Genomic DNA, 26399 nt, shown 5'->3' with positions numbered 1-26399 from the left:
CAGAGCCGCGGAGACGCAGAGCCGCGGAGACGCAGAGACGCAGAGACGACCGTGCCGGTCACAGCCCTCGGCGGACGGCTGTGACCGGCACCCTCGTCCCAGGCCCAGGCCCAGGCCCAGGCCCTAGCCGTGCCGGGAGAGGATCTCGCGGATGGCGGACAGGTCCGCTTCCCTCTCCTTCTCGTCCTCGTACTCACCGTCCTCGTCCCGGGACGCCACGATGGCCTCGGGGGTGAAGTCCCGGCCGAAGCGGTAGACGTCCAGGCAGTAGTCGAAGCCGGACTCGCCGAAGAGGTCCACGTCCTCGCGGCGGCAGTGCTCCGCCAGGCCGTCGGCCACGTGCCAGCGCGTGCCGTCGTACCAGAAGACCCCGCCCGCGTAGTGGATCGTCCGGCCCGTCGCGGGGTCAGTGAGGTTCAGCGACTCGTAGTTCTCGGGGCGGTCGCGGACCAGGGCGACGAGGGACTCGGGAACGCCCCCGTAGAAGGACTCCTGGAGGGCGAAGTCGTCCTCGGCGTACAGATTCAGCTCCGACTCGTGGTCGAACGTCAGCAGCAGTGCGCGGCCGTCCTCCGCGAAGTACCAGACCGCGGACTGGCCGCCGCCGTCGTTCCAGGCCAGGCGGTGAGCGCCGGGCACCGTCACCGGTTCGACGCCGGTGAGCTCGTCCACGACGGCCGCGCGGCGCCGCACTTCCGGGAGGGGGGTGGCCGTCAGGGCGTCCCACATCGCGTTGCTCATGCCCGCAGGGTATCCACCGGCTGTGGCAGGCCCTCCGCGTCGCCCCGGCCGGCCACCGCTCCCGCGGGGAGGTCAGGCGCGGCGGTCGGCGACGGCCCAGGAGGCCAGGGCGACGGCGCCGGCGACGCCGAACACGGACGGCCAGGCGCCGACCTTCTTGGCCAGCGGGTGCGACCCGGCGAACGCGGCGACGTAGGCGGCCGTCAGCGCACCCGCGGCCCTCCCGCCGGCCCGCTCACGCCACTGCTGCGCGGCGGCGGCCCCGGCGACGGCGAGCACGACGCCGCCCAGCGGCCGCTTCTTCGTCCAGCGGGCCACGCCGTACCCGCCGACGATCCCGCCCGCCGCGACCACCGCGCTGGGAACCTTCGCCATGCCTGCCTCCTGCTGCCTGCGTCTTTCCGTCTGTTTCCCGCCCCGCTCCCGGCCGGGCTCCTCGACCGAGGCTAGACCTCGCCGGGCCGCGCCCACGCGCCGGGGCGGGCGGGCGACGGTGTGCGGGAGTGTGACGCGGGTCATGCTCGTATCGGCGGCCGGATGTCACAACGCGCGCCCGTTCCCCCGTCGTGACTGTGTGACGCGGAACGGCGGCGGCCGACGGGCCGTGGCCGACGGACAACGACCTCACGACGGAGGAACCCTTCATGGACGCGCGCCTCAACATCTTCACCAATCCGGTCGCGGGCAAGCTCATCCGGCACATCAACGCGGCCGGGAAGGTCCTGGCCGACTCGACGCTGCCGGCCGCGACCCAGGAACTGGTGAAGATCCGCTCCAGCCAGATCAACGGCTGCGGCTTCTGCCTCGACATGCACACCAAGGACGCCGCGAAGGCGGGGGAGACCGACCTGCGCCTCAACCTGGTCGCCGCCTGGCGCGAGGCCAAGGTCTTCACCGACGCCGAGCGCGCCGCCCTGGAGCTGACCGAGCAGGGCACCCGCCTCGCCGACGGCGGCGGCGTCACCGACGAGGCCTGGGCCGAAGCGGCGAAGCACTACGACGAGGACCAGCTGGCGGCGCTGGTCGGACTGATCGCCATGATCAACCTGTACAACCGGGTGAACGTCATCACCCGGCAGCCGGCGGGCGACTACGAGCCGGGCATGTTCGGCTGACACCCCGCGGAACGCCGCCCGCCCCGGCAGACCGGGGCGGGCCGGTTGTCCTCCGAGTGGGTGAGAGACGCCTCCAGTACGTGCCCCGTCAGGGCACTCTTCCGGATGAACACCCGCGCCCCCACCGGCCCGCCCGCACATCCGCCCCGACGCCGGAACGCCCCCGAGGCACAGGGGTCGTGGCGTCCGCACCGGTCACGTGGGGTGACGGACGGCGCCGCAGCGGGCGTGCCCCACGGCGGCGCCCCGTCGCTACGATCTCCGCCGCTGTAGGCCGATGCGTCCCTGCAGGACCCCGCATACGTGGCTGACCTGCCGCTATGCCGTCATGCAATGTGTGGACGCCCGGCCGTTCCGCCTGAGGACGGGGAGAGACGACATGGCGTACGGGCAGCAGGGCTCGGGCAGCCGGGAACACGCGCCGGGGCAGCAGCTGGCGCGCATGCTCCGGCGCTGGTGGGAGGAGGCCGGGCACGCGCCCGGCGGCACCCGGCCGACCCAGCAGGCGCTGGCCGCCAGGCTCGGCGTCGACCAGACCACGCTCTCGCGTTATCTGAACCCGAAGCACACCCTGAACGCGCCGCCACGCGTGGTGGAGGCCCTGCACTCCCAGCTGCGTGCTCCGGCGGCGGATCTCCCTCGGGCACGGGAGTTGTGCAGGGCCGCGCTGGAGGAGAGCAACCGCCAGCGGTCCCCCGGCGGCAGGCGGACGTCCACGGCCGGCTCCGGCACGGGGAAGGCGCCGGACGTCACCGGGCCCGGCACCACCGGCGGTCCCGACCCCGCCGACACGCCCGCCACCGGCACTGTCACCGAACCCGCCACCGCCACCGCCACCGCCACCGGCACCGGCCCTGAACCCGGGACCGCCGACGCGGCCGACGGCACGCCGGGCCGACCCCGCCCCCGGGGGGCGCTGCTCACGCTGATGGTGGCGGCCCTGGTCCTGGCCTTCGCCGCCGGAGCCGGCGTCCACAAGCTGATCGCCCCGGACCGTGAGATCTCCGCTGTCGGCGCGGCCGGTGCCGTGGCTTCGGACGAGGAGCCGCCCCAGTGGCCGGTGCTGCGGATGAAGAGCGAGGACCAGTACACCCACGGCCGTGCCCTGCAGCACCTGCTGAACTCGCACGGCCACAAGGTCAGGGCGGACGGCTTCTTCGGCGCGAAGACACGGGACGCCGTCATGGCCTTCCAGCGCAGCCGGCACCTGTCGCCCGACGGCAAGGTGGGCGAGGACACCTGGCCCGAACTGGTGCGGCCGGCCGGCCCCGGGGACAGCGGCCCGCACGTCCTGGCCCTGCAGGAACTCCTGGACAACGTCGGCCTGGGCGGCACAGTGGTGTCGGGCAGGTTCACCCCGGTGACCACCGCGGACCTGCGGTTCTTCCAGAAGAGCTGCCGTCTGCCCGCGACCGGCCGGGCGGACACGGAGACCTGGCTGTACCTGCTGGCGAAACAGCTCCGGCCCGTCAGCGCCCCCGCGTACCAGACGGCCACGAGCGGCCCGGGGTCCGGGTCCGCGCCCACGGCCGCCTGAGCGGGACGGCACGTATGCGGGCCCGCCCCTCCGTGCCATGCCGCGCAGGTCCCTGCATGAGGGCATAACCGCAGGTCAGAGGCTTCTTTCATGCGGTGCATGGATGCACCTGGGCAAGTTCCCGCAATCGGCTGCCCGGGCCTGTCCCGCCCGGTGATGCTGGTGCCGCGACCGGAGCTCCGGCCCGCCCCGCCCCCGCCGGCGGGGCGACGCGGACGGCGCGTACGACATGTACGGCGTGTACGGCGTCCCTTCCCGGCCGGTTCCGTCAGCTCTCGGTCCGCAGTCCGCGGTTCTCCGCTCTCCGCACGAACACGAAGGGGCATCCTCATGTCTGCTCTCCGCAAGTCCGTCACCTCCCTCCTGTCGGCCGTCGTCCTCGCCGGCGGCCTGGCAGTGGGCGCAGCCGGCCCGGCGAGCGCGGCCACGTGCCCGTCGTCGGCGTCCCCGGTGATCGACGGGGCGAGTGCCCACTGGTCCCTGAGCTGCTCGGGCAACAACGTGAAGGTGTCCGGCTGGCTCCAGGACACCCGCATGGACGGCAAGTGCGCCCTGGTCCGCGTCGTGGGCGGCAACGGTGTGACCAAGAGGGCGACGGCCTGCAGCTCGGGCGTCCGCGAGCACTTCTCCTTCACCTTCACCAAGACGAAGAAGGCGGAGGTCCGCCTGGCCATCGCCTGACCCGGCACCGGACGGCGGGCGGGGCGGCCCCGCCCCGCCCGCCGTCCCTCCACCATCACGCCACCCACCCACCCATCCATCCACTTACCTGTGCGCGGCCCACGACGGCACCGCGCCGGCGAGAAGAAACGAGGAAGCGAGCCCACATGAACAGCAACGGACGTCAGCTGCGCGGTGCCCTGGTCGCCGGAACCGTGGCGGCCGCCCTGGCCCTGGCCCCGGCGGCGGTGGCGCAGAGCCCCACCGGAGCCCCGGCGGCGGCAGCGGCCCCGGCGACGACCCTGGTGTTCGACAAGAACCAGACGACCCCCACCGACTCGCGGCTCTCCGTCTACAAGGGCAAGAAGCTCCTGGCCACCTACCGGGCCGGCTCGGGCACCGGCGTCAAGGACGACTGCGCCCGGGGCAAGGGCTGGATGCCCAACGGCAACTGGAAGATCAAGCTCAAGTCCCGCACCTACAACGGCAATCTCATCAAGGGCTACGCCGTCTACCTGCAGGACATGAAGTGCTCCAAGGGCACCGTGACCCGCACGGAGATGTTCATCCACTCCGAGATGAACCGCGACGGCAGCGCGGGCACGTCCGAGGCCCGCCGCTGGGACGGCGCCGGCGACTACAAGTCCAACGGCTGCGTGAAGCTGAACCCGACGGACATCAAGAAGATGTTCCGCCTCCTGGACCGCAACGGCTGGCCGACCCACCTGCGCGTGGTGTCCTGACCGGCCCGCGGACGGCCGCCGGCGGGGGACAGCGGCCGTCCGCGCGCACCTCCCGGAGGGAACTGACCGGCTGCACACGGATGTTCGCCCCGGACCGGTGTCTTCCGCACTAGGTTGGGGTCTGATCGTCCACGCCAATCCGTAGGAGAAACCGCCGTGTCAGACACCCCCTCTCAGGTCACCGCGAGCGCGGAGGTCCGGGCCCGGATCGACACCTCGGTCCCGCACTCGGCCCGCTTCTGGAACTACTTCGTCGGCGGCAAGGACCACTACGAGGTCGACCGGGAGATCGGGGACCAGATCAAGGAGATCTTCCCCGGCCTCGTCGACGTGGCCGTCACCAGCCGGCAGTTCCTGGGGCGCGCCGTCCGCCACCTGGTCCGGGAGGAGGGCGTCCGTCAGTTCCTGGACGTCGGCACCGGCCTGCCCACCGCCGACAACACCCACGAGGTGGCCCAGCGCGAGGCCCCCGACGCCCGCATCGTGTACGTCGACAACGACCCGGTCGTGCTGGCCCACGCCGACGCCCTGCTCACCAGCACCCCCGAGGGCCGTACCGCCTACCTGGACGCCGACCTCTACGACACCGACGCCATCCTGGCGGCGGCCGCCGACACCCTCGACTTCTCCCGGCCGATCGCCCTGGTCATCCTCAACATCCTCGGCCACGTCGGCGACTACGGCCAGGCCCGTGACCTGGTGCGCAGCCTGCTGGCGGGCCTCCCGTCGGGCAGTTACCTGGTCCTCGGCGACGGAACCGCCACGAGCGAGGGCATGATCGCCGCCTCGGAGGCGTACAACGCCAGCGGCGCGAAGCCGTACCACGTGCGCAGCGTCGAGGAGATCGCCGGCTTCTTCGACGGCCTGGAGCTGGTGGATCCCGGCGTCACCCAGGTCCCGTCCTGGCGCCCGGACCCCGGCGCCCCGGCCGTCGGCCACGTCGACGCCTACTGCGGGGTGGCCCGCAAGCCGTGAGCGGAGCGACCGACGACACCGGGCCCGGCGCCCCCGTGACCGCCGGAACCGTCCACTACGCCGCCCCGTTCGGCATCTGACCCACCCCGTGCCGTGCGGGACCACCACGTTCCCGCACGGCACGACCCACCCCCAACTAAGCAAATTTGACTAGACTCCCGGGCATGAGCGAGAAGACGATCCCGATGCTGCCGTGCCGGACCCTCCAGCCCGTCCTCGACTTCTACACCGCCCTCGGCTTCGAGGTGACCTTCCGGCAGAAGAGCCCCAACCCGTACGCGGTCGTGGAGCGCGGCGGCATCCAGCTCCACTTCTTCGGAATGAAGCACTACGAACCGGAGGAGTCGTACAGCACGTGCTACATCCGCACCGACGACGTCGACGGGCTGCACGAGGCATTCCGGGCCGGACTGAAGGCGGCCTACGGACGCGTCCCCACCCGCGGACTGCCGCGCATGGGACCGCTGAAGGACACGTCGCACGGCGTACGGCAGTTCCTCGTGACCGACCCGGGCGGCAACTGCCTGCGCATCGGCCGGCAGACGAGCCGGGACGTCCACCACCGGCCCGCCCCCGAGGGGACCTTCCCCCGGGCCCTGCACCACGCGGCGCTCCTCGCGGACTCGAGGGACGACCCGGCCGCCGCGGCGAAGGTCATCGACCGGGTGCTGCGCCTTGAGGACGAGCGGCCCACACCGGTGCAGTCGCTCCGCCTCCTGGTGCTCCGGGCGGACGTCGCCGTGCGCCTCGGCGACGAGGAGACCGCCGCCTCCGCACTCGCCGAGGCCGCCGCGCTCCCCCTCACCGCACGGGAACGGGAGACGGTGCGCGACGACCTCGAACGCCTCGCGGAACTGCGGAGCTGAGCCGACGCGCCCCGCTCAGCCCGACCGCTTCTCCACGGGCTGCCGCAGGACCGTCCTGAGCCTGGCGGGGTCGGTCCGGCGCGGGTCGCTGAGGTAGATCTCGTGGTGCAGCCCCGTCTCCCGCAGGTTGTTGGCGGGCAGGTACTCGCGGTGCAGCCTGGTCAGGACCGGCGTCTCGTCGTCGTAGGAGCCGATGTGGAGGACCTGGGCGCTGGTGCCCTCGCGCAGGGTCTGTGCCCGGACGTCCGCGATGGCCGGGAAGCCCTTCCTGGCGAGGGCGGCGCGCCGGGCGTCCTCGATCATGCCGTCGGTGATCCAGCCGGGGACGTTGATCAGCATCCGCCAGTGCCAGTCGTCCTTGCGCCGGGCCAGGAAGTCGTCCCAGTCGTCCGCCCACCACAGCCCTTCGAGCGGGCCGACGACGAAGTCCCTGCCGAGCTCGCCCTTGCTCGCGAACTTGACGGTGTAGGCGACCGAGTAGAGCGCCTCGACCGCGCCGCGGTAGGCGGCGCTCGTGTTCGGGTCGCCGTGCCCGTCGACGGCGAGGTAGCGGAGCTCGGGGACGTCGACGAGCTCCCAGTCGGTGTTCTTCGGGGCGTAGTACGCCTTCAGTTCGCGTTTGACGTCGTACTTGGTGGTCATGCCAGGGTGCCTTCCTGGTGCGTCGGCGGCCGTACAGGTCGGTGCGGGAGGGGAAGGTGCGTATGGGGAACATGACCGCCAAGGCGCGGGTGGCGGGGCTCGTCGTCGTGTACGCGGCCCTGGTCGACGCGACCAACGCCTGCGACGCCCTGGACGAGACGGTGGTGGCCGCCGACGACTGGGCGACCGCCACGGACCTCCTCCGCGCCCTCGGTTACCGCAGGGTCCCCCGGCGGGCCATGAGCGGCAAGATACCGGCGGAGGCGCTCGCGGCGGCCCTCGCCGCCCCCGGCACGGTGTTCCGCAGACGCTTCATGGCGGACGAGCCGTGGGCTCCCATCGCCGCGTGAGGACAGCGCAGTTCAGTGAGTCACCACGCTGAAGGTGCTCCAGCGGCTGATCCGCAACGCGGGCGGGCAGGTGGCCCGACAGGCCACCCGAGCCACCAACACGCCCCGCACCGCAGGGACATGGACGCGGCCCAGTGCGTCCCGGTGCTGCGCCCGGGACGGTTCGCCCCGACCGGACGGCGGTTCACGGCATGAGCGCGGCCCGCGGAGCGGCTGGTATTACTGGGGCATGCAGGAAGAGACCGCACGGTCCGCCATCGACACGTTCCTCTCCGCCTTCAACGCCTCGGACGACAGCTACGTCACCGCGCTGCTCTCCCAGGCCCTGACCTCGGACGTCGTCTTCTGGGGGCCGCTCGGCCGCCGGGAGGGGATCGAGGCGGTCGAGCAGTTCGTACACGACATCCGCAGCCACCCGGCGGGTCCCGGCACGATGGTGCGCTGCTCGGCGGTGGACATGCCCGACGAGTGGGCCCGGTACAGATGGGCCTTCACCACACCGGGCGGAGGCCCCCGCCTGGCCGGGACGGACGTCGTCCACCTGCGGCGGAGTCTCATCGACCAAGTGATCGTGTTCGCGGGCGAGATCGAACCGTCCACGCCCTGAACACCCCCGGCTTCCCCGCGAGGACATCGGTAGGCTGATCACTCCATCGCACCGATGTTCCCGAGGAGCAGAACCGGGGCGTACGAAGACGGTGGGCGGCGAGGCCGTACTCCGCAGGCGGCGGGCGCCGTCGATGCGGCACAGCCGCGTGCGGCACCACAGCCGTGCGTGGAACCGAGGAGCCGTCCCGGCCCGGGCGTCCGACGAACGACCAGGAGGCTGACCAATGATCACCCTGACCGCTGTCGGAGGGGTGGCCCTCATCGAACTGGGCATGGCCCTGACGCCGGGGCCCAACATGATCCACCTCGCCTCCCGCGCGATCACCCAGGGCCGCAGGGCCGGCCTCGTCAGCCTCTCCGGGACCGCCGTGGGCTTCCTGTGCTACCTGCTGGCCGCGGCTGCGGGCCTGTCCGCGCTGTTCGCCGCCGTGCCGACGGCGTTCACGGTGGTGAAGCTCGCCGGAGCCGCCTACCTGGCCTACCTCGCCTGGGACATGCTCAGGCCCGGTGGCCGTTCCCCCTTCGCTCCGGTCCACGACCTGCCCCCGGTCTCCGACGCCCGCCTGTTCTCGATGGGGCTGCTGACCAACCTGCTCAACCCCAAGATCGCTCTCATGTACGCCTCCCTGCTGCCCCAGTTCCTGGACCCGCAGGGAGGACCGGCCTGGTGGCAACTGCTCCAGCTCGGTGGTGTGCAGATCATCGTGGGGATCACCGTGAACGCCCTGATCATGCTGGGCGCGGCGCGGATCTCGGGGTACCTGGCCGCCCGGCCCCGCGTGATGACCGTCCAGCGGTTCACAGCGGGCGGCCTGCTCGGTTTCTACGCGCTGCGCACCGCGCTGACCCGCACTCCTGCCACCACCTGACCCGGGCCCGCCTCCCTGTGCCGCCCCGACAGGAGCGCCACGCCATGTGCCCCGCCCCCACCCCGCACCCCACGTCCGGAGAACCGTCCGGACCGTACTGCGCACACGGCCCGGTGACACGGCACCCGGAGCGGGGTCGCTTCGGCGACGGTTAATCAGATGCCCGAGCACGCCGGCCTGTCTACAGTCCGATCATGGACCTGCGTATCGTGACGCTCGCCGAGCGGCCCACCATGAAGACCCGTTTCGCGAACGCCGAAACCGAGCCATGGCCCGTGTTCGTGAACGAGGACCCCATGGCCGAGCTCTACTACAGCGACGTCCGGACCGCGAACCCGGAACACGCCCTGATGGCCTACGACGCCGAGGCCCCGGACCAGGCGATAGCCCGCGCCTACAGCGTGCCGTTCGCCTGGGACGGCGACCCGGCGCTCGGCGAGCTCCCCGTCGACGGCTGGGACGGGGTCGTCTGGCGCGCGGCACGCGACCGCCAGACCGGCCGGAAGCCGAACCTCGTCTCGGCGCTGGAGATCACCATCCCCACGGACCTGCAGGGCACCGGACTGTCCGGCAGGATGCTGGCCGCCATGCGGGACAACGCGGCCCGCCTGGGGTTCGCGCACCTGGTCGCCCCGGTAAGGCCGAACCGCAAGCACCTGGTCCCGGACATGCCGATCGAGGAGTACGCGGGGCTGGTCCGCGAGGACGGCCTGCCGCAGGACCCGTGGCTGCGCGTCCACGTCCGGGCCGGCGGCCGGATCGTCGGCACCAGCAAACGCGCGATGGTCATCCCCGGCACGCTGGCGCAGTGGCGTTCCTGGACCGGCCTGCCGTTCGACAGGTCGGGACCGGTCGTCGTGCCCGGCGCCCTCGTGCCGGTCCAGTGCGACGTCGAGCACGACTACGCGGTCTACGTCGAACCGGGGGTGTGGGTGCACCACCCGCTGTAGACCGGCCCGTTCCGGCCGCTCCGGCCGACTCCGGCGGTCACCAGGCGCCCAACTCGTAGATGCGCGCCCGAAACACGCTGGTGACGTCTTCCAGCCCGCCGCCCGGCGGGACCCGCGCGTACTCGGAGACGCCGTTCTCGAGGGCGGCCTCGCTCCCGAGCCGGCCCGCGGGGGAACTGCCGGCGTACGTGAGGGCACGGGAGACCTCGCCGGTGATCGACCGGATCATGGCCCGGTTCGACGACTACGCCGAGCGCTGGCACGCGCTGCCGGCCGGAGGCACGCTGACCGTGCCGTGGTGACGCCCCCGCCGTATCGTCAACTCCCGTGACACCCACCGCCACACGTGACACGGTTGCGGTACCCACCCGATCACCGGCCCCCGCGGTGCGCATCCCTCCCGCATCGAAAGCACGTGTGAGGCAGGACACAATGACCGGGCGATGACCTTGCCCGCCCGGCGCGGTCATCAGGACGTCACCACGGAACAGCGGAACAGCGGAACAGCGGTAGCGAAAGGCCACGCCATGCGGAAGATCGTCCACTTCGTCCACACCTCGCTGGACGGCAACATCGAAGGCCCCGAGGGCGAGTTCGACTGGCCGGCGATGGGACCGGAGCTCTCCGCGTACTCCTTCAGCCAGCTGGAGCGGGCCGACACCCTCCTGTACGGCCGCCCGGTCTGGGAGATGATGGCGGGCTACTGGCCGAACGCCGAGTCCCTCTCCGACGATCCGCACGACCTCAAGTTCGCCCCGATCTGGCGCAGCACCCCCAAGGTCGTGTTCTCCCGCACGCTGACCGACCCCGGCCACGGCGCACGCCTCATCGACGGCACGGACCTGGTCGGCGAGGTGACCGCGCTCAAGTCCGAGGCGGGCAAGGACATGCTGCTGATGGGCGGCTCCACCCTGGCCGCCGAGCTGACGGCCCACGGCCTGATCGACGAGTACCAGGTGGTGGTGCACCCGGTCGTCCTCGGCGGCGGCAAGCCGCTCTTCCCGGAACCCGCGAAGCGGTTCGACCTCGACCTCGTCGACTCCCGGACCTTCGACTCCCGGTCCGTCCTCCTGCGGTACCGCCCCGCCACCCGCTGACACGACTCCCGGCGGCGCGGCCGTGAGGGTGGCTGGGCTCGGGTGCGTCCGCCCTTGCCGGTGCGCGTCTTCTCGCCGACCTCACCTCCACCCCGGCGGCCGCAACAACTGGCGCCTCCGTCCGGACTTCGTCTTCCGCGGCAGCGGCACGGCCCGGGCAGAGGCGGTGCGGAACTTCCCCGCGCGGCATGAACGCCCGGCCTACGGGCCTGGGACGAGCCCCGGCCGTGGGGAACCGGACGCTCAGGACCGCACGTCCCCCCGTACATGCTGATCGCCCTGGGGATACTCTTCGCCGTCGCGCCCGCCGTCGTCTGGATGACGATCGCCCGCACCCGCCCCGTCGGCTTCGCGATCGGCGGCATGCTGCTCACCGGAGCCGGTCTGCTGGTCAGTGTCCAGCAGGGCTGGATCGACGTCCCCGGATTCGACGTCCACCTCCTGTTCACGGTTCTCGCGCCCCTGCTCATCGCCTGCGGCGTGGAACTGGAAGGACGGCACGAGGACTCTCCTTCCCCGCGATGGACCTCCCGCCGCAACAGAGCGGTCGGCTTCCTGGGGACGCAGTTCGCCCTCACTCTCGTGGTCTGCCTCCTGTACGCGCTGCTGCTCAGCGAAGGCTCGGACGCTCCGCCGTCCAAGGCCCTCCCCTCGTTGCCGCCAGGCATCAGCATCGTCGACGAAGGCATCGGCTGCGGTTCCGGCGGCTGCTGGCGCGCCGCGACGGTCACCAGCGAGGACGGCCTGTCCCGCCCGGAGATCATCCGCGAACTGGGCCTCCGGCAGGAGAGCTGCCGCTCCAGCGGCTGGCTGCTCGACTGGCGTGACGTGTGCGTCGGAGCCAGGGACAACGGCAGGAACGTCACCGTCTACGCCGCCTGGGGATACTGAGAGACCGTTTCCTGGCCGGCCACGGTGTCCTGAACGACGACCTGCTCGGCCACACGCCGTGCGGGCTCCGACCTCCCCTGGGACGTCAGCGCTGGAAGGGCTCAGTATGAACCCGGTGCCCAGGACGAAGGAGCAGCCGATGGCCAGCGCCCCCGGAGAAACCAGATCCGTCAGACGGCCCGCAGAACCGTCCGCAGCCTCATCGACACGCGCGGAGGCTGCCAATGCCGACCTGACCGAACGGGATGGGGTCGTCGCGTCCTCACGATTTACGTCGCTGCCGCAGCCACAGCACTCCGCCGACCAGACCCGCCAACGCCAGTACCGCGACCTTGGCCACACCCTTGGACGTCAGCAGCCCCAGGGGCCAGGACCCGGACCAGCCCAGCCACCACAACAGACCCGCGGCCCCCAGCGCGCACACCACCGCGACCACAACCTCGACTACGGCCCACCCGCGTCCACGCCCTCCAGCACCCATGACCGGGATCGTAGCCGTCCGTCGTGCGCAACCGCCTGCGTCGAGCAGAGGGCGCGGACACAACACCCGCTTCAGGCCGGCACGTTCCGGCTGACTCCGGCCCGTCCGACCGTCTCCGAGCCAATGACCTTGAGCACCCACGGCCCTTGGAGACCTCAGCCGACGAAAGCACACCACGGTGACGGGAGAGCCGGACGATCACCCGTCACGTGTGCCTCGCTCAGCCCGGACCGGCATCAGCCACGCCTTCTCGTCGCCGGCGAGCGACCCAGGACGGCCCGGCAGCCGGAAACGGCGGCCCGCCCAGGCCTCGAAGGGGCGGAGGTACGGCGGGTCCCTTTACTTATAAAGACGGGCGGTGACGGGCACCCTGCTGACCTGCGAAAACACGAGGGGTGTGTTCCAGTTTCGAATAGTCTCATCCAGAACTGAATAGACGGGCTAGGGTATCCAGTGCCGAATCGGTAGTCGTCAGTGCTGGAACGGATGAGTCAGCGCTGCACGCTTTCCATTCACCCTTGGGGGTACCCTGTGCGTGCGGCCCGGCGAGCGACCCGGATCGAGACAGTGAACAAGCGGACGGGCGAGGCGAACGACTTCACCGTCCACTCGTCGATCTCCGCCGCTCACGGTCTCTGGTTCAGGGGAGGTGGCTTCACGACGATGGGATACGCGGCTCACAACGCCCTGGCCGACGCCGACCTCAGCGTCAGCGCGTACAAGCTGTTCCACAAGATGTGCGCCCTTCAGAACCGCAAGGACCACGGCCTGGTCATCGTCGAGAGTCAGGTGAAGTTCGCCGAGCGGGTGGGCATGTCGCAGGCCTCCGTCTCGCGCAGCCTCAAGCAGCTCGCCGCCCACGGCTTCATCTACCCCGACGGCCGTAACTGGCGCATCCGTCCGGACTTCGTCTTCAACGGCAACGGCACGGCCCAGGGGGAGGCGGTGCAGAAAATCCCCGACGGCACCCCCGACCCGTACGCCGGCGGACGTACGGACCTGACCGTCATCGAGGGCGGGGGCGAGGAGCCGGACGACGGGCGGGCGTGACGCATTCTCGTCCGGTGCAACCAGCTGGAAGGTCCGTGGCATGCGGTTACTCGCTTCGCGTCTCTTGCTTCAGACGCAGCGCGAGAACGATGCCGTCCTGGACAGCCTGATCGAAGTCGGGATCCTGGCGGAGCCGGATCCGGCCGCGGTAATCGACGATCACCGCGGCTACGGCCTTGGGGTCCGCATCCGTCGACTTCTCCAGCGCGTGATGCAGGTCGGTCTCGAAGGTCTCTCGGTCATCAGGGAAGCCGTGTCCGGAGCGCAGAGCAGCACGGATGTCGCCGATGGTCTTCAGCGGCAATGGCACAGAAACGAATGCCTCAGCATGCCGTTCACCCATGATCGTCTGCTCCTCGGCGCTACAGGGCGTGTCCTACGGGGAAGCCGGTGGCAAGCTCCGGCAAGAAATGGAAATGACCTCGTCCCAGCACTCAACGGGGCTTGCAGACGGGCCTTCCGTCTGTGGTCAGCGTTTCAGCGACGTAGTCAGGAACCAGTGCCACGCATCGTTCGAAACCTCGATGAGAGGCCCATCGGAGCACTTGGAGTCGCGGATCAGGATGCCAGTCGGGTTGAACGAGGCCTCCACGCATTCGGTTCCGCTGCCCCCGCTGTATGAGGACGTGAACCAGTGCAGCTCTGTCGCTGCCGCCATCACCACGTCTCCTCGCTGACCCGGTCGATGAGTTCGACTGTCGGCTCGAAGCCGGGCGCCTGCGCGCTGAGGTATTCGAATGCCAGCATGTAGCGCTCCAACTCTGCAGGCGGCAGTCCCGGTCAGAACTTGGGTTCTACAGGGAAGGGCAGCTTGTCCGCCCAGCTGGACAGTGCCTTGGCCGCGAGGTCCCGGGTCTCGCCGCCCACGGCGGTCTCCGTGAGGAGGACGCGTTCGGCGTTGGGAAGGGCCAGCTGCCGGTAGAACTGCAGATCCTCGAAGCCGTTCTTGCCGACGTCATGACTGGTGGCGGCGTACACCAGGCGGGGAACCCGGGCCCAGTAGCAGGCGACCAGGCACATGGGGCATGGCTCGCTGCTGGAGTACATCACGGCGTCCTCCATCAGGTGGCGTCCCAGTTTGGCACCGGCGGCGCGCAAGGCCATGACTTCGGCGTGAGCGGTGGGGTCGTGAAGTTCGACGACTGAGCTTGTGCCGGTGGCGACGACCTTGCCGTCGATGACGATGAGAGCGCCGAACGGGGTCTTCCCCTCGTCTTCGAGGGCATGCCGGGACAGTTCGATGGCCTGATTGAGGAACGCGCGGTCCTGGTCGGTCTCCGGAGCGTAGGGCACCTTGTCTCCAAGCGTTCGATTGAGCCCGTCCTGGGTGCGCTCACATGTAGACAGAGGGGTCAGCGTCGCCGAACGGGCCGTCCAGATTCACGTCGTAGTCCGTCAGAGGGGTGGTGGCGCCGGCGGATCCAACCACGCGAAGCGCTGCTTCGGCTTGGTGGTCGTCGGTCCATTCACCGTCTTTCATCAACTCGACCATATCCGGGACGGCAGCAGTCTCGCCCCGGCGGAGGATCAGGCGGTGTATCTGATGCGAGGCGGCTCTGGGAGAGAGCAGGGCCCGCGCCGCGGACAGCCGGTGCTGCCATTCGTCGAAGGACTGGCCGACAGCGGCGGCCCGAGTGGAGGCCACCGGGGCGACGGGAAGGTTGTGCAGGATGATCCGCGTGATCGCCAGGCTGGGGCCACGTCGCAGATGAGCCGCCATGAGGGCCCGGTCCACTTCATTACGGAAGGCTGTGAACTCAGGACGGAGCCATACCTCGTTGCACTGCACCACCAAGGCAGCGGTCACGTCGTCATCGACCAGCGCACCCAGGCGCTCGCGCCATGCGGCCACGTCTATGACCGAGTCGCTCATATCTCCGCCCGAGTGTGCGCACCGACCAGTTGGAGCACCCCGAGACCCGTGGTGATGGCTTCCACGGGGTGCGGTTCTTCTGCCGCACCGGGCAGCACGCGGGCTGCGAGCCGCGAAGCTGCCTGCAGCGCAGCAGGAGAAAGGCCGGCGAGGAATGCTCGCAGCTCGGTGTCTGTGTCACCGGGAGCGAGTGGCGCGAGGCGGCAGGCGATGGCGAGGACCATCGCGGCTGGCCGTTGGTGCGGCTCGGTGAGCGGCGCAGGCACTCCGTAATGGTGACCGCGTCGCGCTGCGCGGATCTTCGAGGCGGGCGAACCAGGCGCGGTGGAATGGCTCACGAGACGCAGCAGGGCGCCCCGGGCCTGCTCGGATGTCGTGAAGTATCGGTGAGTGGCGAAGGTGCGAAGGTATGCCCCCAGCAGTTGGGGGTCTGGAGTGAACTCGGGCCGGATGAGTTCAGGCGGATGGGGCAGGCGGGCATCGCGCAGGGTGGCGAACGCGGTCACTGAGATCAGCGTCCAGAAGTGGTCGTACTCCTCTGCGGACCCGAACGCCGCACGGGTGGCGTTGGCTTCGGGTGTGGTGATGGCGTCAGCGCCGTACAGGTTCTCGCGCAACTGGGTGAGGACAGAGGCGCCGTCCCAGTAGTTCCCCATGAACTTGGTGCCGGTAAGGATCTCGTGCACCCCGTACAGAGCGCTTGCCTGGTGGGCTCCGTGGAACTCGCTGAAGTCGGCGTACCACAGCAGTACCTGGACGGGGGTGGTGAGGATGGTGCCGAGTTCGTCGCGTGTGGAGGCCGACTTCGGGTCGGGATCAACGCAGCGCAGGATCTTCAGGCGGGCATCGGTGCTGAGGGCGACCAGCTCGCGGGCCGCCCTGTTGGAGGCCACCTTGCGTACCGACATCAGCAGCGCCGCGTTGGCGAGCCAGGACAGGTAACGGCTGAGCGCCCCGAGCGCAGGGGATGGGTCAGCCAGACGGCGGGTATGACGGATCGCGGAGTCGATGAGCAGCCCGGAACAGGCGACCACTTCGGTGGGGTCGGTACTGCTGACCAAGGAGGCACGTGCGAGGCGGTGCAGGACGTCCAGGTGGAGCATGATGGCCTGCTCCGCGGACGCAGGCGGTATCTCTGCCTCGGTCAGCTGGTTGACGAGGTGCCGTATCGCTGTGGGGTCATTGCTGGTGGCGGACTGGCTGATGGCGCCGAGATAGGTGTTGACGATGGCGTCGCTCTCCAGATCACCGGGCGCACGCTCGGCGTTCGCGCCCCGCCGGGTCAGAGCCGCCGCCAGCGTACGGCGCAGCAGCCGGTTGCGTCCTCCGATGCTGGCCAGACCGAAGAGGCGGATGAAGGAGAAGACTCCGAAGATGTTGGCCAGCAGGAAGAGCAGGGCGCCGTAGGTGGCGCTCACGCCGCTGTCGCCGAGCAGCCCGCATGCCGTGAACAGGGCGGCGAGCCAGCCGACCAGCACCCACTCCCGGAAGGCGATGTGGTTGTCTATCGCCCGCAGGGACGGCCAGGAGCTGGCGGCGGAGAAGGTCAGCGCGAAGATGACCGCCTCGCCGGTCAGCAGCGTGGCGAAGAACGCGATGCTGAACTGGGTCGCGTCTACGACGTCGTCGTGTTCGCGTGGGTAGGCGAAAGCGACAAACGCAAGCCCCGAGGCACACAGGAGAAGCGCGATCTGTCTCCACTTCGGCACTGTCGCCCCATTCGCCGCCCGCTCCCCTTCAGCGGTGTCCCACTCTTTCAGAGAGACGGCAGAGGTCAACAGTGCTTCTTCCGCCAGGGATCAACGCCCCAGCGAAGCGATCAGACACCTGTGCCGGGCCCCGGCCGACCGGTCAGGAAGCGGTGCCATGCCCCAGCTGACACGCTGAGGCAGGGGCCTTCCGGATGCTTGGAGTCCCGTATGAGCACCCCTGACGGCACGAAGGCGGCTTCGACGCATTCAGTGGTGTTGCCTCCGCTGTACGACGACTTGAACCAGGTGGGTTCAGAGTGGTGTTGGCCAACGGACGGCATCTACAGCTCCTTGCGGACGCGATGGATCATGTCGGAGGACGCCTCCATGTCCAACGCTTGCGCGCGCAGGTACTCGAACGCAAGTCTGTAGCGCTCCAGTTCCTCATCCTTCTCCATGAAGAGCGATCCGGTGTGGAAGTCGACGTACACGACGTCGAGGGCCGGCTCAGCGCCGCCGATCATGACGAAGCTTCCGAGAGCCGCGGCGTGAGCGCCCTTCGCGAAGGGGAGCACCTGGAGCGTGGTGTGAGGTGAGTCGTTCGCCTCAAGCAGCCGGCCGAGCTGCTCTTTCATCGTCTGAGGCGACCCGACGACACGGCGGATCACGGACTCATCGATGATCGCCCACAGGCGCAGCGGCTTGGGGCGGGTAAGGATCTCCTGCCGCTTCATGCGGATGTCCACGAGCCGTTCGATCTCATCCGGCGACAGGGGTACCTCGTTGGCCCGCTGAAGCGCGGTGCTGTAGGCGCGAGTCTGGAGAAGGCCGGGAACGTAGACACAGGAGAAGTGGTTCTCGTGTACGGCCTCGTCCTCAAGGGTGAGCAGCAGGTTCATGTTCTCCGGGATGGAGTCGGCGAACGAGCTCCACCAGCCCTGCTGCTTGGCATTCTTGGCCAGTCTTACGACGGTCTCCCGCTCGGTGTCCGTCGCTCCGTACTCGCGGCACAGCGCGTCGACAACGATCCACTTCACCGGGCCCGCTTGGGTCTCATACCGGCTGACTGTGGCCTTCGATACGCCGACCAGCTGCCCGGCCTCCTCAAGGGTCATCCCCTTGCGGGAACGCAACTTGCGCAGCATGGCGCCTAGTTGGCGTCGGCGTGTGGTGGTCCTTACGGACATGGGACTCCTCTGCGCGTAGCCCCGGGCAGCCGCTCGGGACCTGAACAGGCTAGGCAGCGTGCAGCCAGCTCACTACGGGATTCACCCGATCGATTCCGGTGAGAAGTTACATGAAGAGACTTCTCTGTGTCATTCTCGGTGACGGATCGCTACGCAATGCAGCCGTGCGGACACGGCAGGCGCAGCATGCGCGTGGCACGGGAGGGAGGAGAGTGATCATGCCTGGCTATGGCGTGGGCGAGCATCGGTACCGGTCCGTGCTGCCCTTCGAGGCAGTACCGGCCGAAGTCCGTCTGCTCCGGAAGGCTGCCACTGCCCAACTGGATCAGTGGGGCGTGCCCGGGGCTACGGAAGAGGCCGGACTTGTGGTTACCGAGTTGGTGACGAATGTCATCAAGCACGTTGGTGAGGGGGTGTCGGCGACCTTGATCCTCGAGAGGAGCGGTGAGCGGCTTCGAGTAGAGGTGCATGACAAGAGCCGCTCCCTGCCGTCAGTGGCTGAGACTGGATGCGACGACGAGTGTGGACGAGGTCTGCACCTCCTCGCGGCCCTGTCGGTGGACTGGGGGGCGGCGCTGACTGCGGTCGGGAAATCGGTTTGGTGCGAGATCGCGCTCAGGCCCGAGCGGGTATGCCGGCGCATGGAGCGAGCCGTCGGCGCCTTGGAGGGCTACCGCGAAGGCGAGGGAGTGGCCCCGGAGGGAAAGTGGCGAGAGGTCGCCTTCGAAGAGTCGGCGATCGAGCTGATTGCTGACATCCTCCACTGGACCGCTGCCCGCGGCCATGACCCGGAGGATTTTCTCGACCGAGCTCAGATGCGCTACGAGGCCGAGGTACGAGCTGCCTAAGGCTGGTCCGGCACGGATGAGCAGTGGCTCGCGAGTGCAAAGAGGGACGCAGGAGCACTGGCACATGCACAGCCCTGCGGCAGGGTGCCGCAGGGCTGTCGCCTCGAGCCCCAGGTCAGGCGGCGACTTCGAAGGTCGGTCACCTTCGGCTGGTCACGTCGCCGGTTTCTGTTGGCACGGCTCTGGCCAGTTGCCTGGGAAGGCTTCGTCTCGTGACGCCTCAGCTGATTCTGGTGCGATGCTGCGTGAACAGATCGTGACGCTGATGGTCTTCCTGGCCGACGAAGGCCTTGAAACTCCCCAGACTGTAGGCGAGTTCGCCGGTCTTGCGTTCCGTCTTTTCCACTTCGAAGTCGTGGCCCAAGTGGTTCAAGCGTCGCTCTACCTCAGGCTGTTCCATGCTTACGCCAGACTTTGCGAGCTTGGCGATGATTTGCTCGGCAGTAAGGGGGCGATTCTGCTGGCGCAGCAGTTTGTATACAGGGTCGTGAACGGTTTCGGATGTCTCGACCAGGGTGTGCGGTTCGCCTTTTTGGAGTAGTGCATCTCTGATGGCTTCTCCGAGTGCTTTGGCGACCGGCGGGGGGAAAGCGTTACCGATCTGCCGGTACACAGAGGTCTTGCGTCCCAAGAATTCCCAGTCAGCAAACTCCCCATGCCAGCCCTGGAGTCTCGCGACCATCTTCGTCGTTAGCTTCGGACCTGTGACGCCCTCGCGGGGCGTGAACCCTGGCTTGGGCGCCTCGTTCTCGACACCCATGGCGTCAACGCCGAGCTTCGCCCAAGCCCGCTTCGCTCGGGTTGGGCCGAGGTCAGCACCTCCGTGCTTCTTGGAGCCGCCGACGATGGTGGGAGCGATGTCATTGGCACGCTCTACCCAGGCAGCGACTTCCTCATCTCCCCAACCGTTCTCGCCCATGAGGTCAGCGAGCACCTCGCCCACTGTGGGCGCCTCCCCGGGGCGTTCCTGAGGCCAGCTGAAGTACTTTGCATACTCCGGCAGAAGCGCGACAAGTACAAACCGTGGCCGCAGCTGAGGGACGCCGAAATCGGAAGCATTGAGAAGCTTCCAGAAGGCGATGTAGCCAAACTCGTGCAGCTTGTCGAGAACAGCTTGCCTATAGCCAGAGAATCGCTTGGCGCTAAGACCTCGGACATTTTCCAGGAGTAGCGCCTTAGGCCTCATTCGGCCGCACAGTTCAATAGCCCAGGCGAACAGATCGCGCTCGTCGCTTGATCCAAGTTGCTTTCCCGCGATGCTAAATGGGGGGCACGGCACGCCGCCCGCCAGCAACGCGATCTCGCCTTCTTTGTAGGAATCCGGGTTCCATACGGAAGGGTCTGCCACGTCGCCGACCTTTACAAGGTCGTGAGCTACTTCGACGCCGTCCTCTTTGAGTACTCGGCGGAGATTCTGTTCCAGAGTATGGGCCGCGTGTTTGTCCAGTTCGATGGCGAGCCGATGGGTGAACCCGGCGCGGTGCAGCCCGAAGGACTGGCCGCCGGCGCCGGCGCAGATCTCGATGACTTCGAGCCTCTGCTTGTGATCCGCCGCCGACATTGTGATCTCCTTCCAAGTGCGCTGGCTGAGTCCAGCGCAGGGGCGGGACGCTGATCGCGCCCGCCCCCAGACGTAGCAAGTGTTCAGTTGCGCAGGAACCGGCAGTACCCTAACCGCTGGCCTCCACCTGAAGGGGACGCTTGGCGTGGTGAGCCGGGCAAGACTGTGAAGTCTACGGTGCCCCACTGACACCGTTAGACACGGCTATGGCTGGGGGAGCCGTCAGGCGATCACGGCTGGAGTGCTGACCGCAGCTCCTCCCGCGCATCCGCCGGCAGCCGCCGGTATGTATTCCAGGCTCGCTCCAGCGGAGTCGTGCCGCGGCGGCCCCGCTCCATCCATCGGAGCAGGCGGCGCTGGTCGCCCGGATCAAGTTCCTTGATCTCCGCCAAGGTCTCATCCACGCGCGCGGGGCTCCCGTCGGAACCAGAACGGCAGCGCTTGCACTCCGTTGCCAGCAGCGTCTCCTCGCTGCCGTCGAGCAGGATCGTCCTGCGGCGGGTGATGGCGAGTACAGCAGTCTGGTTGGAGTCGTCCTGGTAAGGCTCCCCGCCGGAGATGCCGCATACGGTGCACATGTAGTGATCTCGGGCCATGATGGCCTGCTTCTCCTTGTTGGAGAAGGTCTTCTGCGGAGCCGCGGCCCGACGGGCAGCAGGGTCCCAGACGGGCACGCCGGCCTTCACGAATCGCTGGTCCTCAGCCGTGAGGGTCGCGTCTTCAGTGTTGGTGAGCATGACCCAGCCGTAGTCCCGAAGGTCACGTATGCGTCGGTCTGCCTGAGAGATCCCCGGGAACGCGTTGCGGATCTGCTCCTTTGTGAAGGTACCTCCCTCGCCGATCACTTGGATGAGCCAGAGCGCCCCACGGACCATGGTTCCGGCCTTGAGGTCCGGGTCATCCCAGGCAGGCAGCGTCACTTCTTGCTCCGTTCTCCAAGCGATCTAGAACCCTGATTGTGGGTCATCGCCATACCCTCTGTCACCGGGTCCTGCCATGATGCTGGAGCACGCTGCGTCTGCTCATCGGAGGTTCTGGTCATGGCTGTAAAGTTCGGCGTCCCGCCCGAGGGTGAGAAGATTCGCTCACTGGTGGACGAGCGGCTGAAGCAGGCCATGGCCGACGATGGCGCGAAAGTCACCGTGGAGTGGCGGGGGGAACAGAAGCATCTGCATGTGATCTCCATGCCGGTTGACATGCTCTACTTCAACCCTGACACCCACCGTATCCGGGCACAGCGCACCTTGGACCCGGAGCGGAACCGGGTTCTGGAGGAAGACCCGTGGAGCGAGTCGGCGCAAACGTATCTGCATCACCTGCTGCGCTGTCGGCCCTCGAACCCTAGCCAGACTGACCCTGACTACGTAGCGCTGCAGGACGAACTGGACGATGTTGGCCAGAGGGAACCGGGGATCATCAGCCCGGACGGCATCCTCGTAGACGGCAACACGCGCTGTGCCGCCCTGAAGGACCTGGGCATCAGGGACATCCGGGTGGGCGTCCTCCCCGCGGACACATCCCGCCGTGACATCAACAATGTCGAGCTTGCTCTGCAGCTGCGCCGGGACAAGCGTCGCGAGTACTCGTATATCAACCGGCTCATCGCGATCGAGGACGAACTCGCGGACGGCCGACGCGAAGAAGACGTGGCCCGTGACTTCAACATCAAGAGGACAACCCTCCAACAGGACCGTTGGGTCTACCAGTTGATCAATGACGCCATTGATCGCAGCCAGACTGCGAACGGCGCGGTTCTGCGGCTGGTTGACTTCGAGGATCACCAGGAGAAGCTGCGCGAGCTCCATCGCGACTACACGAAGCTTGCCAAGACGGATCCGGACGCTGCCGAACAGCTCAAGGAATCGCGCCTGGCCATGGTGGTGCTGAACTACGCGAAGACCACGGTGCGCCTCGCGGAGGCGGATTTCCACAGCCGCTACCTGGAAGAGCGTTTGCCTGATGGGCTGCGGCCGGAAGCGCAGGAGTCCGCTGCTGTGTCGATTCCCGGACTTGAGGGAGTGGAGATCCCGGACGCTACCGCGGCGGTGAAGACCACTCGTGCTCTTACGGATGCCTTGCTCCAGGCGAAGGCGGCCGCTCAAGCGGGCGACAAGCTGGACGCCGCGACAGTGACTCAGGCTGACGCGCTGATTAAGTCGGCACGCAAGACCTTCGACGTTGCCGTGAAGATGGCGGGGGCGAACGCCGAACTTCAGAAGCGTCAGGTCGCCGTTCCCGCCCGTCTTACCGACGCCGCTGACTACGTCAACCAGTGCGCCGCCGAGTTTGCTGAGGCCAGGGCGAAGCGCGCGCTTGACGAGGATGCGTTTGACGATGCACTGCTCACGCTGAGGACCAGCCTTGCCCGGCTGGCAAAGCAGGCCGGCCGTACCTTCAGCTCTCCGGGTGACGGCGTTGCCTGGCTGCTCGACGCGGCGCGGGAGAACTGATGGCAGAGCAGCCTTCTCCGCCCAGTCTGGAGATCGGTTTCAGCGACAGCGTGACGCAGGCGCGTCTACGAGCTGGGGTCGGTTACGAGAGCGAGCTTCGGCGTCTCGCCCTCCGGTTCCAGAGCAGTGTGCAGCGCACACCTGGGACGATGGAAGTGGAGATCGATGACCTCCTGACGAATCTGGTGGCCCTGGCCTCTTGGCCGGAGCCTAAGAGCGTCGCCTGGGATTCTCAGCTGGCCGCACTGGCCAGAGACTCAGCGATTGATGCACAGACCGTAGCTAAGCGGCTTGACCCGGCGGCTGGCCCAGACAGAGAAGTCGATCCGGAGGAGATCGACAACCTGCTCGGCCCTGAGTGGGTAGCAGAGCTGACCTCGTTCCAGCGCAGGGACATCGCGAAACTGCTGTCTCTGCGCCACGGAGCCAACTTCTCTGTTCCTGGCGCCGGTAAGACTCGGGTCGGTCTCGCGGTCTTTCACAATCTGCGACGCAACAAAGGCGTCGAACGGCTCTTGATCGTGGGGCCGAAGTCCTGCTTCGAGGCATGGCAGTTCGAGAACCAGACCTGCCTGCGCGACCCCCTGAGCATGGACGTGTTCTCTAGGGACGCGACCCCGGCTGCGGACGCGCTCATCGTCAACTACGAGCGGCTGCGTCAAGACGGCGTCGTGAATGAACTCGGCCAGTGGCTGGCCGCTCGGCCGTCCATGCTGCTGCTCGACGAGGCTCACCGAATGAAACGGGGAGCCGACGGTACGGACGGTGCCGCTTGCCTCGCTCTCGGGCCGCGTAGCAGGCACCGGCTGATTCTCACTGGCACGCCTGCTCCTAACGGTGTCAAAGACCTGGAGAACCTCTTTGGGTTCGTGTGGCCTGGCCATGGCCGTCAGAAGGTGGTCCAAGCCGTGGCTGGCGGAGACCTCGCTCAGGCGAGCCAGGCGTTGCGACCCCTCTTCACGCGCACAACCAAAGCTGAACTCGCGTTGCCGCCTGTGTCCACGAGTCTGCGCACTGTTCCGGTGCCGCCCCTTCACCAGGAGGTTTACGAAGCGCTTGTCGGACGGTTCTCCGCCCGCGCAGCCGGTTCAGAGGGAGACTTCGCCGCGCTCGGCAAGATCATCGTCTACATGCTCATGGCTGCGACAAGCCCCGCGCTGCTCGCCGTGGGAACTACGCGCCACGAACCGTTGTCGTACAGGGTTCCTCCACTCTCCGTACCTGAAGGCACGCCGCTGTTCGACTTGATGCGGGACCTTCCGAGCTACGAGATGTCGCCGAAGTACCGTGAGGTCCTTGCGATCGTCAGCCAGAACGCTGCTCAGGGACGAAAGACGCTTGTCTGGTCCACCTTTGTGCGGAGCCTTAAGACGCTGGAACGCATGTTGGGTGAATTCTCGCCCGCACTGGTCTACGGCGGGATGGGGGACGCTGACCGGGAGGCCGCGATCAAGCGCTTTCGGCACGATCCTGACTGCATGGTCCTCTTGTCCAACCCTGGCACCCTCGGCGAGGGAATCAGCCTTCACCATCACTGCCACGATGCTGTTTACGTGGACAGAGACTTCGCAGCCGGCCGCTTCCTCCAGAGTCTCGACCGTATTCACCGTCTCGGTCTCGCGCCGGAGACGGAGACACGGATCACGGTGCTCGCCTCGGAGGGAACGATCGATGAAGTCGTTGATCAGCGGCTGAGTGACAAGCTGAAGTTCATGGGGAGCATTCTCGATGACCCGGCTGTCCAGCAGTTGGCCGACCTAGAGGAAGAACCGGCAACCGGTGGCGGCCTAGACCACCGAGACCTTCAAGCGCTGATGGGTCACCTTCATGCCCGTGCCGCCTGATCCGGTCCTGCGCGCGGCAGTCCGCTGGTTGGAGAGGCTCCCAGCCAGCGGTGCTGCGCGAGTGCGCGCTCTCTTCACTGCGCACAGTGACTTTAGTGACATCACTCCGACCCAGTACGACGCCGCATATGCCTGGATCAGCGAGACGGGGCTCCTGGACCAAGTGGGCAGCGGCGCGCCGGTACAACGCAGAGTGTTTAACGCTGCGATAGCTCAGAGCGGAGTTCCATGGTTTCGTGATGCTGGCCTGCTCATCCGCACGCCGGACGAGCTCCCGGAAGATTGTCTGAGAGCGGCAGAATCTCTCGGCCTGACTCCGGAAGAGGCGTACGTGCAAGTGAACACCGCGTGGGGGAAAGTAGATACCGAAGAGCGCTCGAGGATTGGGTCAGCGGGTGAAATCGCTCTTCTTGAGTTGCTTTCCGAGTCAGCGGCAGGGCGGGTGGAGCACGTCGCTGCCTGGTCCGATGGCTATGGTTACGATATTTTCGTCGATGCTGATCAGTGCTCGGCTCACTTGGAAGTGAAGGCTACGATTCGCATGAGCCGACTTACCGTATACATTTCGCGTAATGAGTACGAAACTATGCTGAGTGATCCAGCGTGGGAGCTAGTAACGGTCCGTCTCACTCGTGAGCTGGAACTCAGGGAAGTAGCCGCAGTGCCAAAGGGATGGATCGCGGACAACGTTCCCTCGGACCGCACCGCCCGAGGACGCTGGGAGTCGTGTCGGCTCGACATCCCCCCCGAGGTACCCGTGCCCGGCATTCCGAGTATCGCGCCGATACTTTCTGAAACCGCGCCCGAAGTGCTGAGGGGGACGTCAATTTCCTAGTTGGAACTCTGGATTCTTGCATTCGAGAGAAGGAATTCTTCCAGCTCTGCAACCCACTGATCATCGCTGGGTTCTGGGCATTCTGTCAGGGGCTGAGCATCTTCGAACGCGTCCTTGACTGCGGTTCGCCACTGGCCGAGTGAGCCCCGAACGATGAAAGGACCCAGAGTGAAAGTCACGATGCCTTCATCGTCGACGCGCAATGGTGCTGCTTCATTGCCGACGGGCACATCGCTGGCAAGACCAGCAGTGGCAGCGTCGAGGGCGGCATCGAGATCGGCCGGGTCGATCCAGCCGGTCCAGCGCTGACCGTTGGCTTCCGCCTCTGCGGTGAGCACGCTCCGGCCGGCTCCCATGTACCCGGTAAACGCCAGCGAGTGCGGTGCTGGTGCCTCAGGCGCCGTGGAATCTGCGGACAGGAAACTGGGGCGGAATCGATTACTGAGGTTGAACTCGTGATGTCGCTGGGTTGCTCAGGCGGGTCTGATGGTCAGGCCGGTCTCGGCGAGGCAGCCGTCTATGAGGTCGCTGCGG

Annotated in this window: 32 protein-coding genes; 17 read left to right on the top strand and 15 right to left on the bottom strand. The window is 67.8% G+C overall.

What is annotated here, in order from left to right:
* Positions 1-123: 123 nt before the first annotated feature.
* Positions 124-741 (bottom strand): hypothetical protein, encoded by a 618-nt coding sequence (locus tag ACFYOJ_RS23805; protein WP_356558328.1) that lies wholly within the window; start codon positions 739-741, stop codon positions 124-126.
* A gap of 72 nt (positions 742-813) precedes the next feature.
* On the bottom strand, positions 814-1116 hold the full coding sequence (locus ACFYOJ_RS23800; protein ID WP_356558327.1) for a hypothetical protein: 303 nt from the start codon (positions 1114-1116) through the stop codon (positions 814-816).
* A gap of 269 nt (positions 1117-1385) precedes the next feature.
* On the opposite strand from ACFYOJ_RS23800, the gene ACFYOJ_RS23795 reads away from it, so the two are divergent.
* The 6 genes from ACFYOJ_RS23795 (at position 1386) to ACFYOJ_RS23770 (ending at position 6637) form a co-directional block, all read left to right on the top strand.
* Positions 1386-1856, top strand: coding sequence for a carboxymuconolactone decarboxylase family protein (locus ACFYOJ_RS23795; RefSeq protein WP_356558326.1), 471 nt, complete (start codon positions 1386-1388; stop codon positions 1854-1856).
* Between the two features lie 379 nt (positions 1857-2235).
* On the top strand, positions 2236-3393 hold the full coding sequence (locus ACFYOJ_RS23790; RefSeq protein WP_356558325.1) for a peptidoglycan-binding protein: 1158 nt from the start codon (positions 2236-2238) through the stop codon (positions 3391-3393).
* Between the two features lie 330 nt (positions 3394-3723).
* The gene (locus ACFYOJ_RS23785; protein WP_356558324.1) at positions 3724-4074 is read left to right on the top strand and encodes a hypothetical protein; all 351 of its coding nucleotides are present in this window, start codon (positions 3724-3726) and stop codon (positions 4072-4074) included.
* A 146-nt stretch (positions 4075-4220) separates the two neighbouring features.
* Positions 4221-4796, top strand: coding sequence for a L,D-transpeptidase (locus ACFYOJ_RS23780; protein WP_356558323.1), 576 nt, complete (start codon positions 4221-4223; stop codon positions 4794-4796).
* A gap of 156 nt (positions 4797-4952) precedes the next feature.
* On the top strand, positions 4953-5771 hold the full coding sequence (locus ACFYOJ_RS23775) for an SAM-dependent methyltransferase (RefSeq protein ID WP_356558322.1): 819 nt from the start codon (positions 4953-4955) through the stop codon (positions 5769-5771).
* Positions 5772-5935: 164 nt separating this feature from the next.
* Complete coding sequence (locus tag ACFYOJ_RS23770) at positions 5936-6637, top strand: VOC family protein (protein WP_356558321.1); 702 nt, start codon at positions 5936-5938, stop codon at positions 6635-6637.
* A gap of 15 nt (positions 6638-6652) precedes the next feature.
* Here ACFYOJ_RS23770 and ACFYOJ_RS23765 read toward each other — a convergent pair whose 3' ends face one another.
* On the bottom strand, positions 6653-7279 hold the full coding sequence (locus ACFYOJ_RS23765) for a GyrI-like domain-containing protein (protein ID WP_356558320.1): 627 nt from the start codon (positions 7277-7279) through the stop codon (positions 6653-6655).
* 62 nt (positions 7280-7341) lie between these two features.
* Here ACFYOJ_RS23765 and ACFYOJ_RS23760 point away from each other — a divergent pair, with 62 nt between their 5' ends.
* From ACFYOJ_RS23760 to ACFYOJ_RS23745, 4 genes are all read left to right on the top strand, one after another.
* Positions 7342-7629, top strand: coding sequence for a hypothetical protein (locus ACFYOJ_RS23760; RefSeq protein WP_356558319.1), 288 nt, complete (start codon positions 7342-7344; stop codon positions 7627-7629).
* Positions 7630-7858: 229 nt separating this feature from the next.
* Complete coding sequence (locus tag ACFYOJ_RS23755; protein WP_356558318.1) at positions 7859-8236, top strand: nuclear transport factor 2 family protein; 378 nt, start codon at positions 7859-7861, stop codon at positions 8234-8236.
* 226 nt (positions 8237-8462) lie between these two features.
* Positions 8463-9107 (top strand): LysE family translocator, encoded by a 645-nt coding sequence (locus tag ACFYOJ_RS23750; protein WP_356558317.1) that lies wholly within the window; start codon positions 8463-8465, stop codon positions 9105-9107.
* Positions 9108-9301: 194 nt separating this feature from the next.
* Positions 9302-10057: an N-acetyltransferase gene (locus ACFYOJ_RS23745; RefSeq protein ID WP_356558316.1), complete on the top strand. Its 756-nt coding sequence runs from the start codon at positions 9302-9304 to the stop codon at positions 10055-10057.
* A 37-nt stretch (positions 10058-10094) separates the two neighbouring features.
* On the opposite strand, the gene ACFYOJ_RS23740 is transcribed toward ACFYOJ_RS23745, so the two are convergent.
* A complete protein-coding gene (locus ACFYOJ_RS23740) occupies positions 10095-10286 on the bottom strand; it encodes a hypothetical protein (protein ID WP_356558315.1) in 192 nt (63 codons plus the stop codon).
* A 298-nt stretch (positions 10287-10584) separates the two neighbouring features.
* On the opposite strand from ACFYOJ_RS23740, the gene ACFYOJ_RS23735 reads away from it, so the two are divergent.
* Together ACFYOJ_RS23735 and ACFYOJ_RS23730 are read left to right on the top strand one after the other, a co-directional pair.
* Positions 10585-11154 (top strand): dihydrofolate reductase family protein, encoded by a 570-nt coding sequence (locus ACFYOJ_RS23735; protein ID WP_356558314.1) that lies wholly within the window; start codon positions 10585-10587, stop codon positions 11152-11154.
* Positions 11155-11421: 267 nt separating this feature from the next.
* A complete protein-coding gene (locus ACFYOJ_RS23730; RefSeq protein WP_356558313.1) occupies positions 11422-12045 on the top strand; it encodes a hypothetical protein in 624 nt (207 codons plus the stop codon).
* A gap of 262 nt (positions 12046-12307) precedes the next feature.
* Here the strand turns inward: ACFYOJ_RS23730 and ACFYOJ_RS23725 are convergent, their stop codons facing one another.
* Positions 12308-12526, bottom strand: a complete 219-nt coding sequence (locus ACFYOJ_RS23725) for a hypothetical protein (protein WP_356558312.1) — start codon at positions 12524-12526, stop codon at positions 12308-12310.
* Between the two features lie 567 nt (positions 12527-13093).
* Here ACFYOJ_RS23725 and ACFYOJ_RS23720 point away from each other — a divergent pair.
* The gene (locus ACFYOJ_RS23720) at positions 13094-13576 is read left to right on the top strand and encodes a hypothetical protein (protein WP_356558311.1); all 483 of its coding nucleotides are present in this window, start codon (positions 13094-13096) and stop codon (positions 13574-13576) included.
* A 46-nt stretch (positions 13577-13622) separates the two neighbouring features.
* On the opposite strand, the gene ACFYOJ_RS23715 is transcribed toward ACFYOJ_RS23720, so the two are convergent.
* From ACFYOJ_RS23715 to ACFYOJ_RS23685, 7 genes are all read right to left on the bottom strand, one after another.
* The gene (locus ACFYOJ_RS23715) at positions 13623-13919 is read right to left on the bottom strand and encodes a hypothetical protein (protein WP_356558310.1); all 297 of its coding nucleotides are present in this window, start codon (positions 13917-13919) and stop codon (positions 13623-13625) included.
* A gap of 126 nt (positions 13920-14045) precedes the next feature.
* A complete protein-coding gene (locus ACFYOJ_RS23710) occupies positions 14046-14234 on the bottom strand; it encodes a DUF397 domain-containing protein (protein ID WP_356558309.1) in 189 nt (62 codons plus the stop codon).
* Between the two features lie 122 nt (positions 14235-14356).
* A complete protein-coding gene (locus tag ACFYOJ_RS23705; RefSeq protein WP_356558308.1) occupies positions 14357-14869 on the bottom strand; it encodes a nucleoside deaminase in 513 nt (170 codons plus the stop codon).
* 40 nt (positions 14870-14909) lie between these two features.
* Entirely contained in the window at positions 14910-15449 is a 540-nt protein-coding gene (locus ACFYOJ_RS23700) for a hypothetical protein (protein ID WP_356558307.1), read from the bottom strand.
* On the bottom strand, positions 15446-17227 hold the full coding sequence (locus tag ACFYOJ_RS23695; protein WP_356558306.1) for a hypothetical protein: 1782 nt from the start codon (positions 17225-17227) through the stop codon (positions 15446-15448). Before ACFYOJ_RS23695 ends, ACFYOJ_RS23700 begins: the two co-directional genes overlap by 4 nt.
* 41 nt (positions 17228-17268) lie before the next feature.
* Positions 17269-17481, bottom strand: a complete 213-nt coding sequence (locus ACFYOJ_RS23690; protein WP_356558305.1) for a DUF397 domain-containing protein — start codon at positions 17479-17481, stop codon at positions 17269-17271.
* Positions 17482-18327: a helix-turn-helix transcriptional regulator gene (locus ACFYOJ_RS23685; RefSeq protein WP_356558304.1), complete on the bottom strand. Its 846-nt coding sequence runs from the start codon at positions 18325-18327 to the stop codon at positions 17482-17484.
* 218 nt (positions 18328-18545) lie between these two features.
* On the opposite strand from ACFYOJ_RS23685, the gene ACFYOJ_RS23680 reads away from it, so the two are divergent.
* Positions 18546-19175 carry an ATP-binding protein gene (locus tag ACFYOJ_RS23680; RefSeq protein WP_356558303.1) on the top strand — a complete coding sequence of 210 codons (630 nt, stop codon included), beginning with the start codon at positions 18546-18548 and terminating at the stop codon, positions 19173-19175.
* A 220-nt stretch (positions 19176-19395) separates the two neighbouring features.
* Here ACFYOJ_RS23680 and ACFYOJ_RS23675 read toward each other — a convergent pair whose 3' ends face one another.
* Together ACFYOJ_RS23675 and ACFYOJ_RS23670 are read right to left on the bottom strand one after the other, a co-directional pair.
* On the bottom strand, positions 19396-20736 hold the full coding sequence (locus ACFYOJ_RS23675; RefSeq protein ID WP_356558302.1) for a DNA (cytosine-5-)-methyltransferase: 1341 nt from the start codon (positions 20734-20736) through the stop codon (positions 19396-19398).
* Positions 20737-20966: 230 nt separating this feature from the next.
* Positions 20967-21656, bottom strand: a complete 690-nt coding sequence (locus ACFYOJ_RS23670; protein ID WP_356558301.1) for a hypothetical protein — start codon at positions 21654-21656, stop codon at positions 20967-20969.
* 120 nt (positions 21657-21776) lie between these two features.
* On the opposite strand from ACFYOJ_RS23670, the gene ACFYOJ_RS23665 reads away from it, so the two are divergent.
* Genes ACFYOJ_RS23665 through ACFYOJ_RS23655 form a run of 3 tightly spaced genes read left to right on the top strand, consistent with a single transcriptional unit; the run spans position 21777 to position 25865 of the window.
* Complete coding sequence (locus tag ACFYOJ_RS23665) at positions 21777-23186, top strand: transcriptional regulator (RefSeq protein WP_356558300.1); 1410 nt, start codon at positions 21777-21779, stop codon at positions 23184-23186.
* Positions 23186-25030: a DEAD/DEAH box helicase gene (locus ACFYOJ_RS23660; protein ID WP_356558299.1), complete on the top strand. Its 1845-nt coding sequence runs from the start codon at positions 23186-23188 to the stop codon at positions 25028-25030. Before ACFYOJ_RS23665 ends, ACFYOJ_RS23660 begins: the two co-directional genes overlap by 1 nt.
* Positions 25014-25865: a protein NO VEIN domain-containing protein gene (locus ACFYOJ_RS23655; protein WP_356558298.1), complete on the top strand. Its 852-nt coding sequence runs from the start codon at positions 25014-25016 to the stop codon at positions 25863-25865. Before ACFYOJ_RS23660 ends, ACFYOJ_RS23655 begins: the two co-directional genes overlap by 17 nt.
* On the opposite strand, the gene ACFYOJ_RS23650 is transcribed toward ACFYOJ_RS23655, so the two are convergent.
* A complete protein-coding gene (locus tag ACFYOJ_RS23650; protein WP_356558297.1) occupies positions 25862-26203 on the bottom strand; it encodes a hypothetical protein in 342 nt (113 codons plus the stop codon). The two genes, ACFYOJ_RS23655 and ACFYOJ_RS23650, sit on opposite strands and share 4 nt — an antisense overlap.
* Positions 26204-26399: the final 196 nt, after the last annotated feature.

The sequence above is a fragment of the Streptomyces sp. NPDC006384 genome (assembly GCF_042870695.1).
Lineage (GTDB): Bacteria > Actinomycetota > Actinomycetes > Streptomycetales > Streptomycetaceae > Streptomyces.
Note: the sequence above shows the minus strand (reverse complement) of the source record. Positions and strands in the feature narration are given on the sequence as shown.

Excerpts from the sequence above, each read along its gene's own strand:
- ACFYOJ_RS23790 (WP_356558325.1), top strand. The coding sequence starts at position 2,236 with ATGGCGTACGGGCAGCAGGGCTCGGGCAGCCGGGAACACGCGCCGGGG.
- ACFYOJ_RS23785 (WP_356558324.1), top strand. The coding sequence starts at position 3,724 with ATGTCTGCTCTCCGCAAGTCCGTCACCTCCCTCCTGTCGGCCGTCGTC.
- ACFYOJ_RS23745 (WP_356558316.1), top strand. The coding sequence starts at position 9,302 with ATGGACCTGCGTATCGTGACGCTCGCCGAGCGGCCCACCATGAAGACC.
- ACFYOJ_RS23805 (WP_356558328.1), bottom strand. The coding sequence starts at position 741 with ATGAGCAACGCGATGTGGGACGCCCTGACGGCCACCCCCCTCCCGGAA.
- ACFYOJ_RS23700 (WP_356558307.1), bottom strand. The coding sequence starts at position 15,449 with ATGAGCGACTCGGTCATAGACGTGGCCGCATGGCGCGAGCGCCTGGGT.
- ACFYOJ_RS23800 (WP_356558327.1), bottom strand. The coding sequence starts at position 1,116 with ATGGCGAAGGTTCCCAGCGCGGTGGTCGCGGCGGGCGGGATCGTCGGC.
- ACFYOJ_RS23690 (WP_356558305.1), bottom strand. The coding sequence starts at position 17,481 with ATGCCGTCCGTTGGCCAACACCACTCTGAACCCACCTGGTTCAAGTCG.
- ACFYOJ_RS23710 (WP_356558309.1), bottom strand. The coding sequence starts at position 14,234 with ATGGCGGCAGCGACAGAGCTGCACTGGTTCACGTCCTCATACAGCGGG.
- ACFYOJ_RS23665 (WP_356558300.1), top strand. The coding sequence starts at position 21,777 with ATGGCTGTAAAGTTCGGCGTCCCGCCCGAGGGTGAGAAGATTCGCTCA.
- ACFYOJ_RS23765 (WP_356558320.1), bottom strand. The coding sequence starts at position 7,279 with ATGACCACCAAGTACGACGTCAAACGCGAACTGAAGGCGTACTACGCC.
- ACFYOJ_RS23715 (WP_356558310.1), bottom strand. The coding sequence starts at position 13,919 with ATGGGTGAACGGCATGCTGAGGCATTCGTTTCTGTGCCATTGCCGCTG.
- ACFYOJ_RS23740 (WP_356558315.1), bottom strand. The coding sequence starts at position 10,286 with ATGATCCGGTCGATCACCGGCGAGGTCTCCCGTGCCCTCACGTACGCC.
- ACFYOJ_RS23795 (WP_356558326.1), top strand. The coding sequence starts at position 1,386 with ATGGACGCGCGCCTCAACATCTTCACCAATCCGGTCGCGGGCAAGCTC.
- ACFYOJ_RS23680 (WP_356558303.1), top strand. The coding sequence starts at position 18,546 with ATGCCTGGCTATGGCGTGGGCGAGCATCGGTACCGGTCCGTGCTGCCC.
- ACFYOJ_RS23675 (WP_356558302.1), bottom strand. The coding sequence starts at position 20,736 with ATGTCGGCGGCGGATCACAAGCAGAGGCTCGAAGTCATCGAGATCTGC.
- ACFYOJ_RS23780 (WP_356558323.1), top strand. The coding sequence starts at position 4,221 with ATGAACAGCAACGGACGTCAGCTGCGCGGTGCCCTGGTCGCCGGAACC.
- ACFYOJ_RS23755 (WP_356558318.1), top strand. The coding sequence starts at position 7,859 with ATGCAGGAAGAGACCGCACGGTCCGCCATCGACACGTTCCTCTCCGCC.
- ACFYOJ_RS23730 (WP_356558313.1), top strand. The coding sequence starts at position 11,422 with ATGCTGATCGCCCTGGGGATACTCTTCGCCGTCGCGCCCGCCGTCGTC.
- ACFYOJ_RS23685 (WP_356558304.1), bottom strand. The coding sequence starts at position 18,327 with ATGTCCGTAAGGACCACCACACGCCGACGCCAACTAGGCGCCATGCTG.
- ACFYOJ_RS23655 (WP_356558298.1), top strand. The coding sequence starts at position 25,014 with ATGCCCGTGCCGCCTGATCCGGTCCTGCGCGCGGCAGTCCGCTGGTTG.
- ACFYOJ_RS23735 (WP_356558314.1), top strand. The coding sequence starts at position 10,585 with ATGCGGAAGATCGTCCACTTCGTCCACACCTCGCTGGACGGCAACATC.
- ACFYOJ_RS23770 (WP_356558321.1), top strand. The coding sequence starts at position 5,936 with ATGAGCGAGAAGACGATCCCGATGCTGCCGTGCCGGACCCTCCAGCCC.
- ACFYOJ_RS23760 (WP_356558319.1), top strand. The coding sequence starts at position 7,342 with ATGGGGAACATGACCGCCAAGGCGCGGGTGGCGGGGCTCGTCGTCGTG.
- ACFYOJ_RS23660 (WP_356558299.1), top strand. The coding sequence starts at position 23,186 with ATGGCAGAGCAGCCTTCTCCGCCCAGTCTGGAGATCGGTTTCAGCGAC.
- ACFYOJ_RS23750 (WP_356558317.1), top strand. The coding sequence starts at position 8,463 with ATGATCACCCTGACCGCTGTCGGAGGGGTGGCCCTCATCGAACTGGGC.
- ACFYOJ_RS23725 (WP_356558312.1), bottom strand. The coding sequence starts at position 12,526 with ATGGGTGCTGGAGGGCGTGGACGCGGGTGGGCCGTAGTCGAGGTTGTG.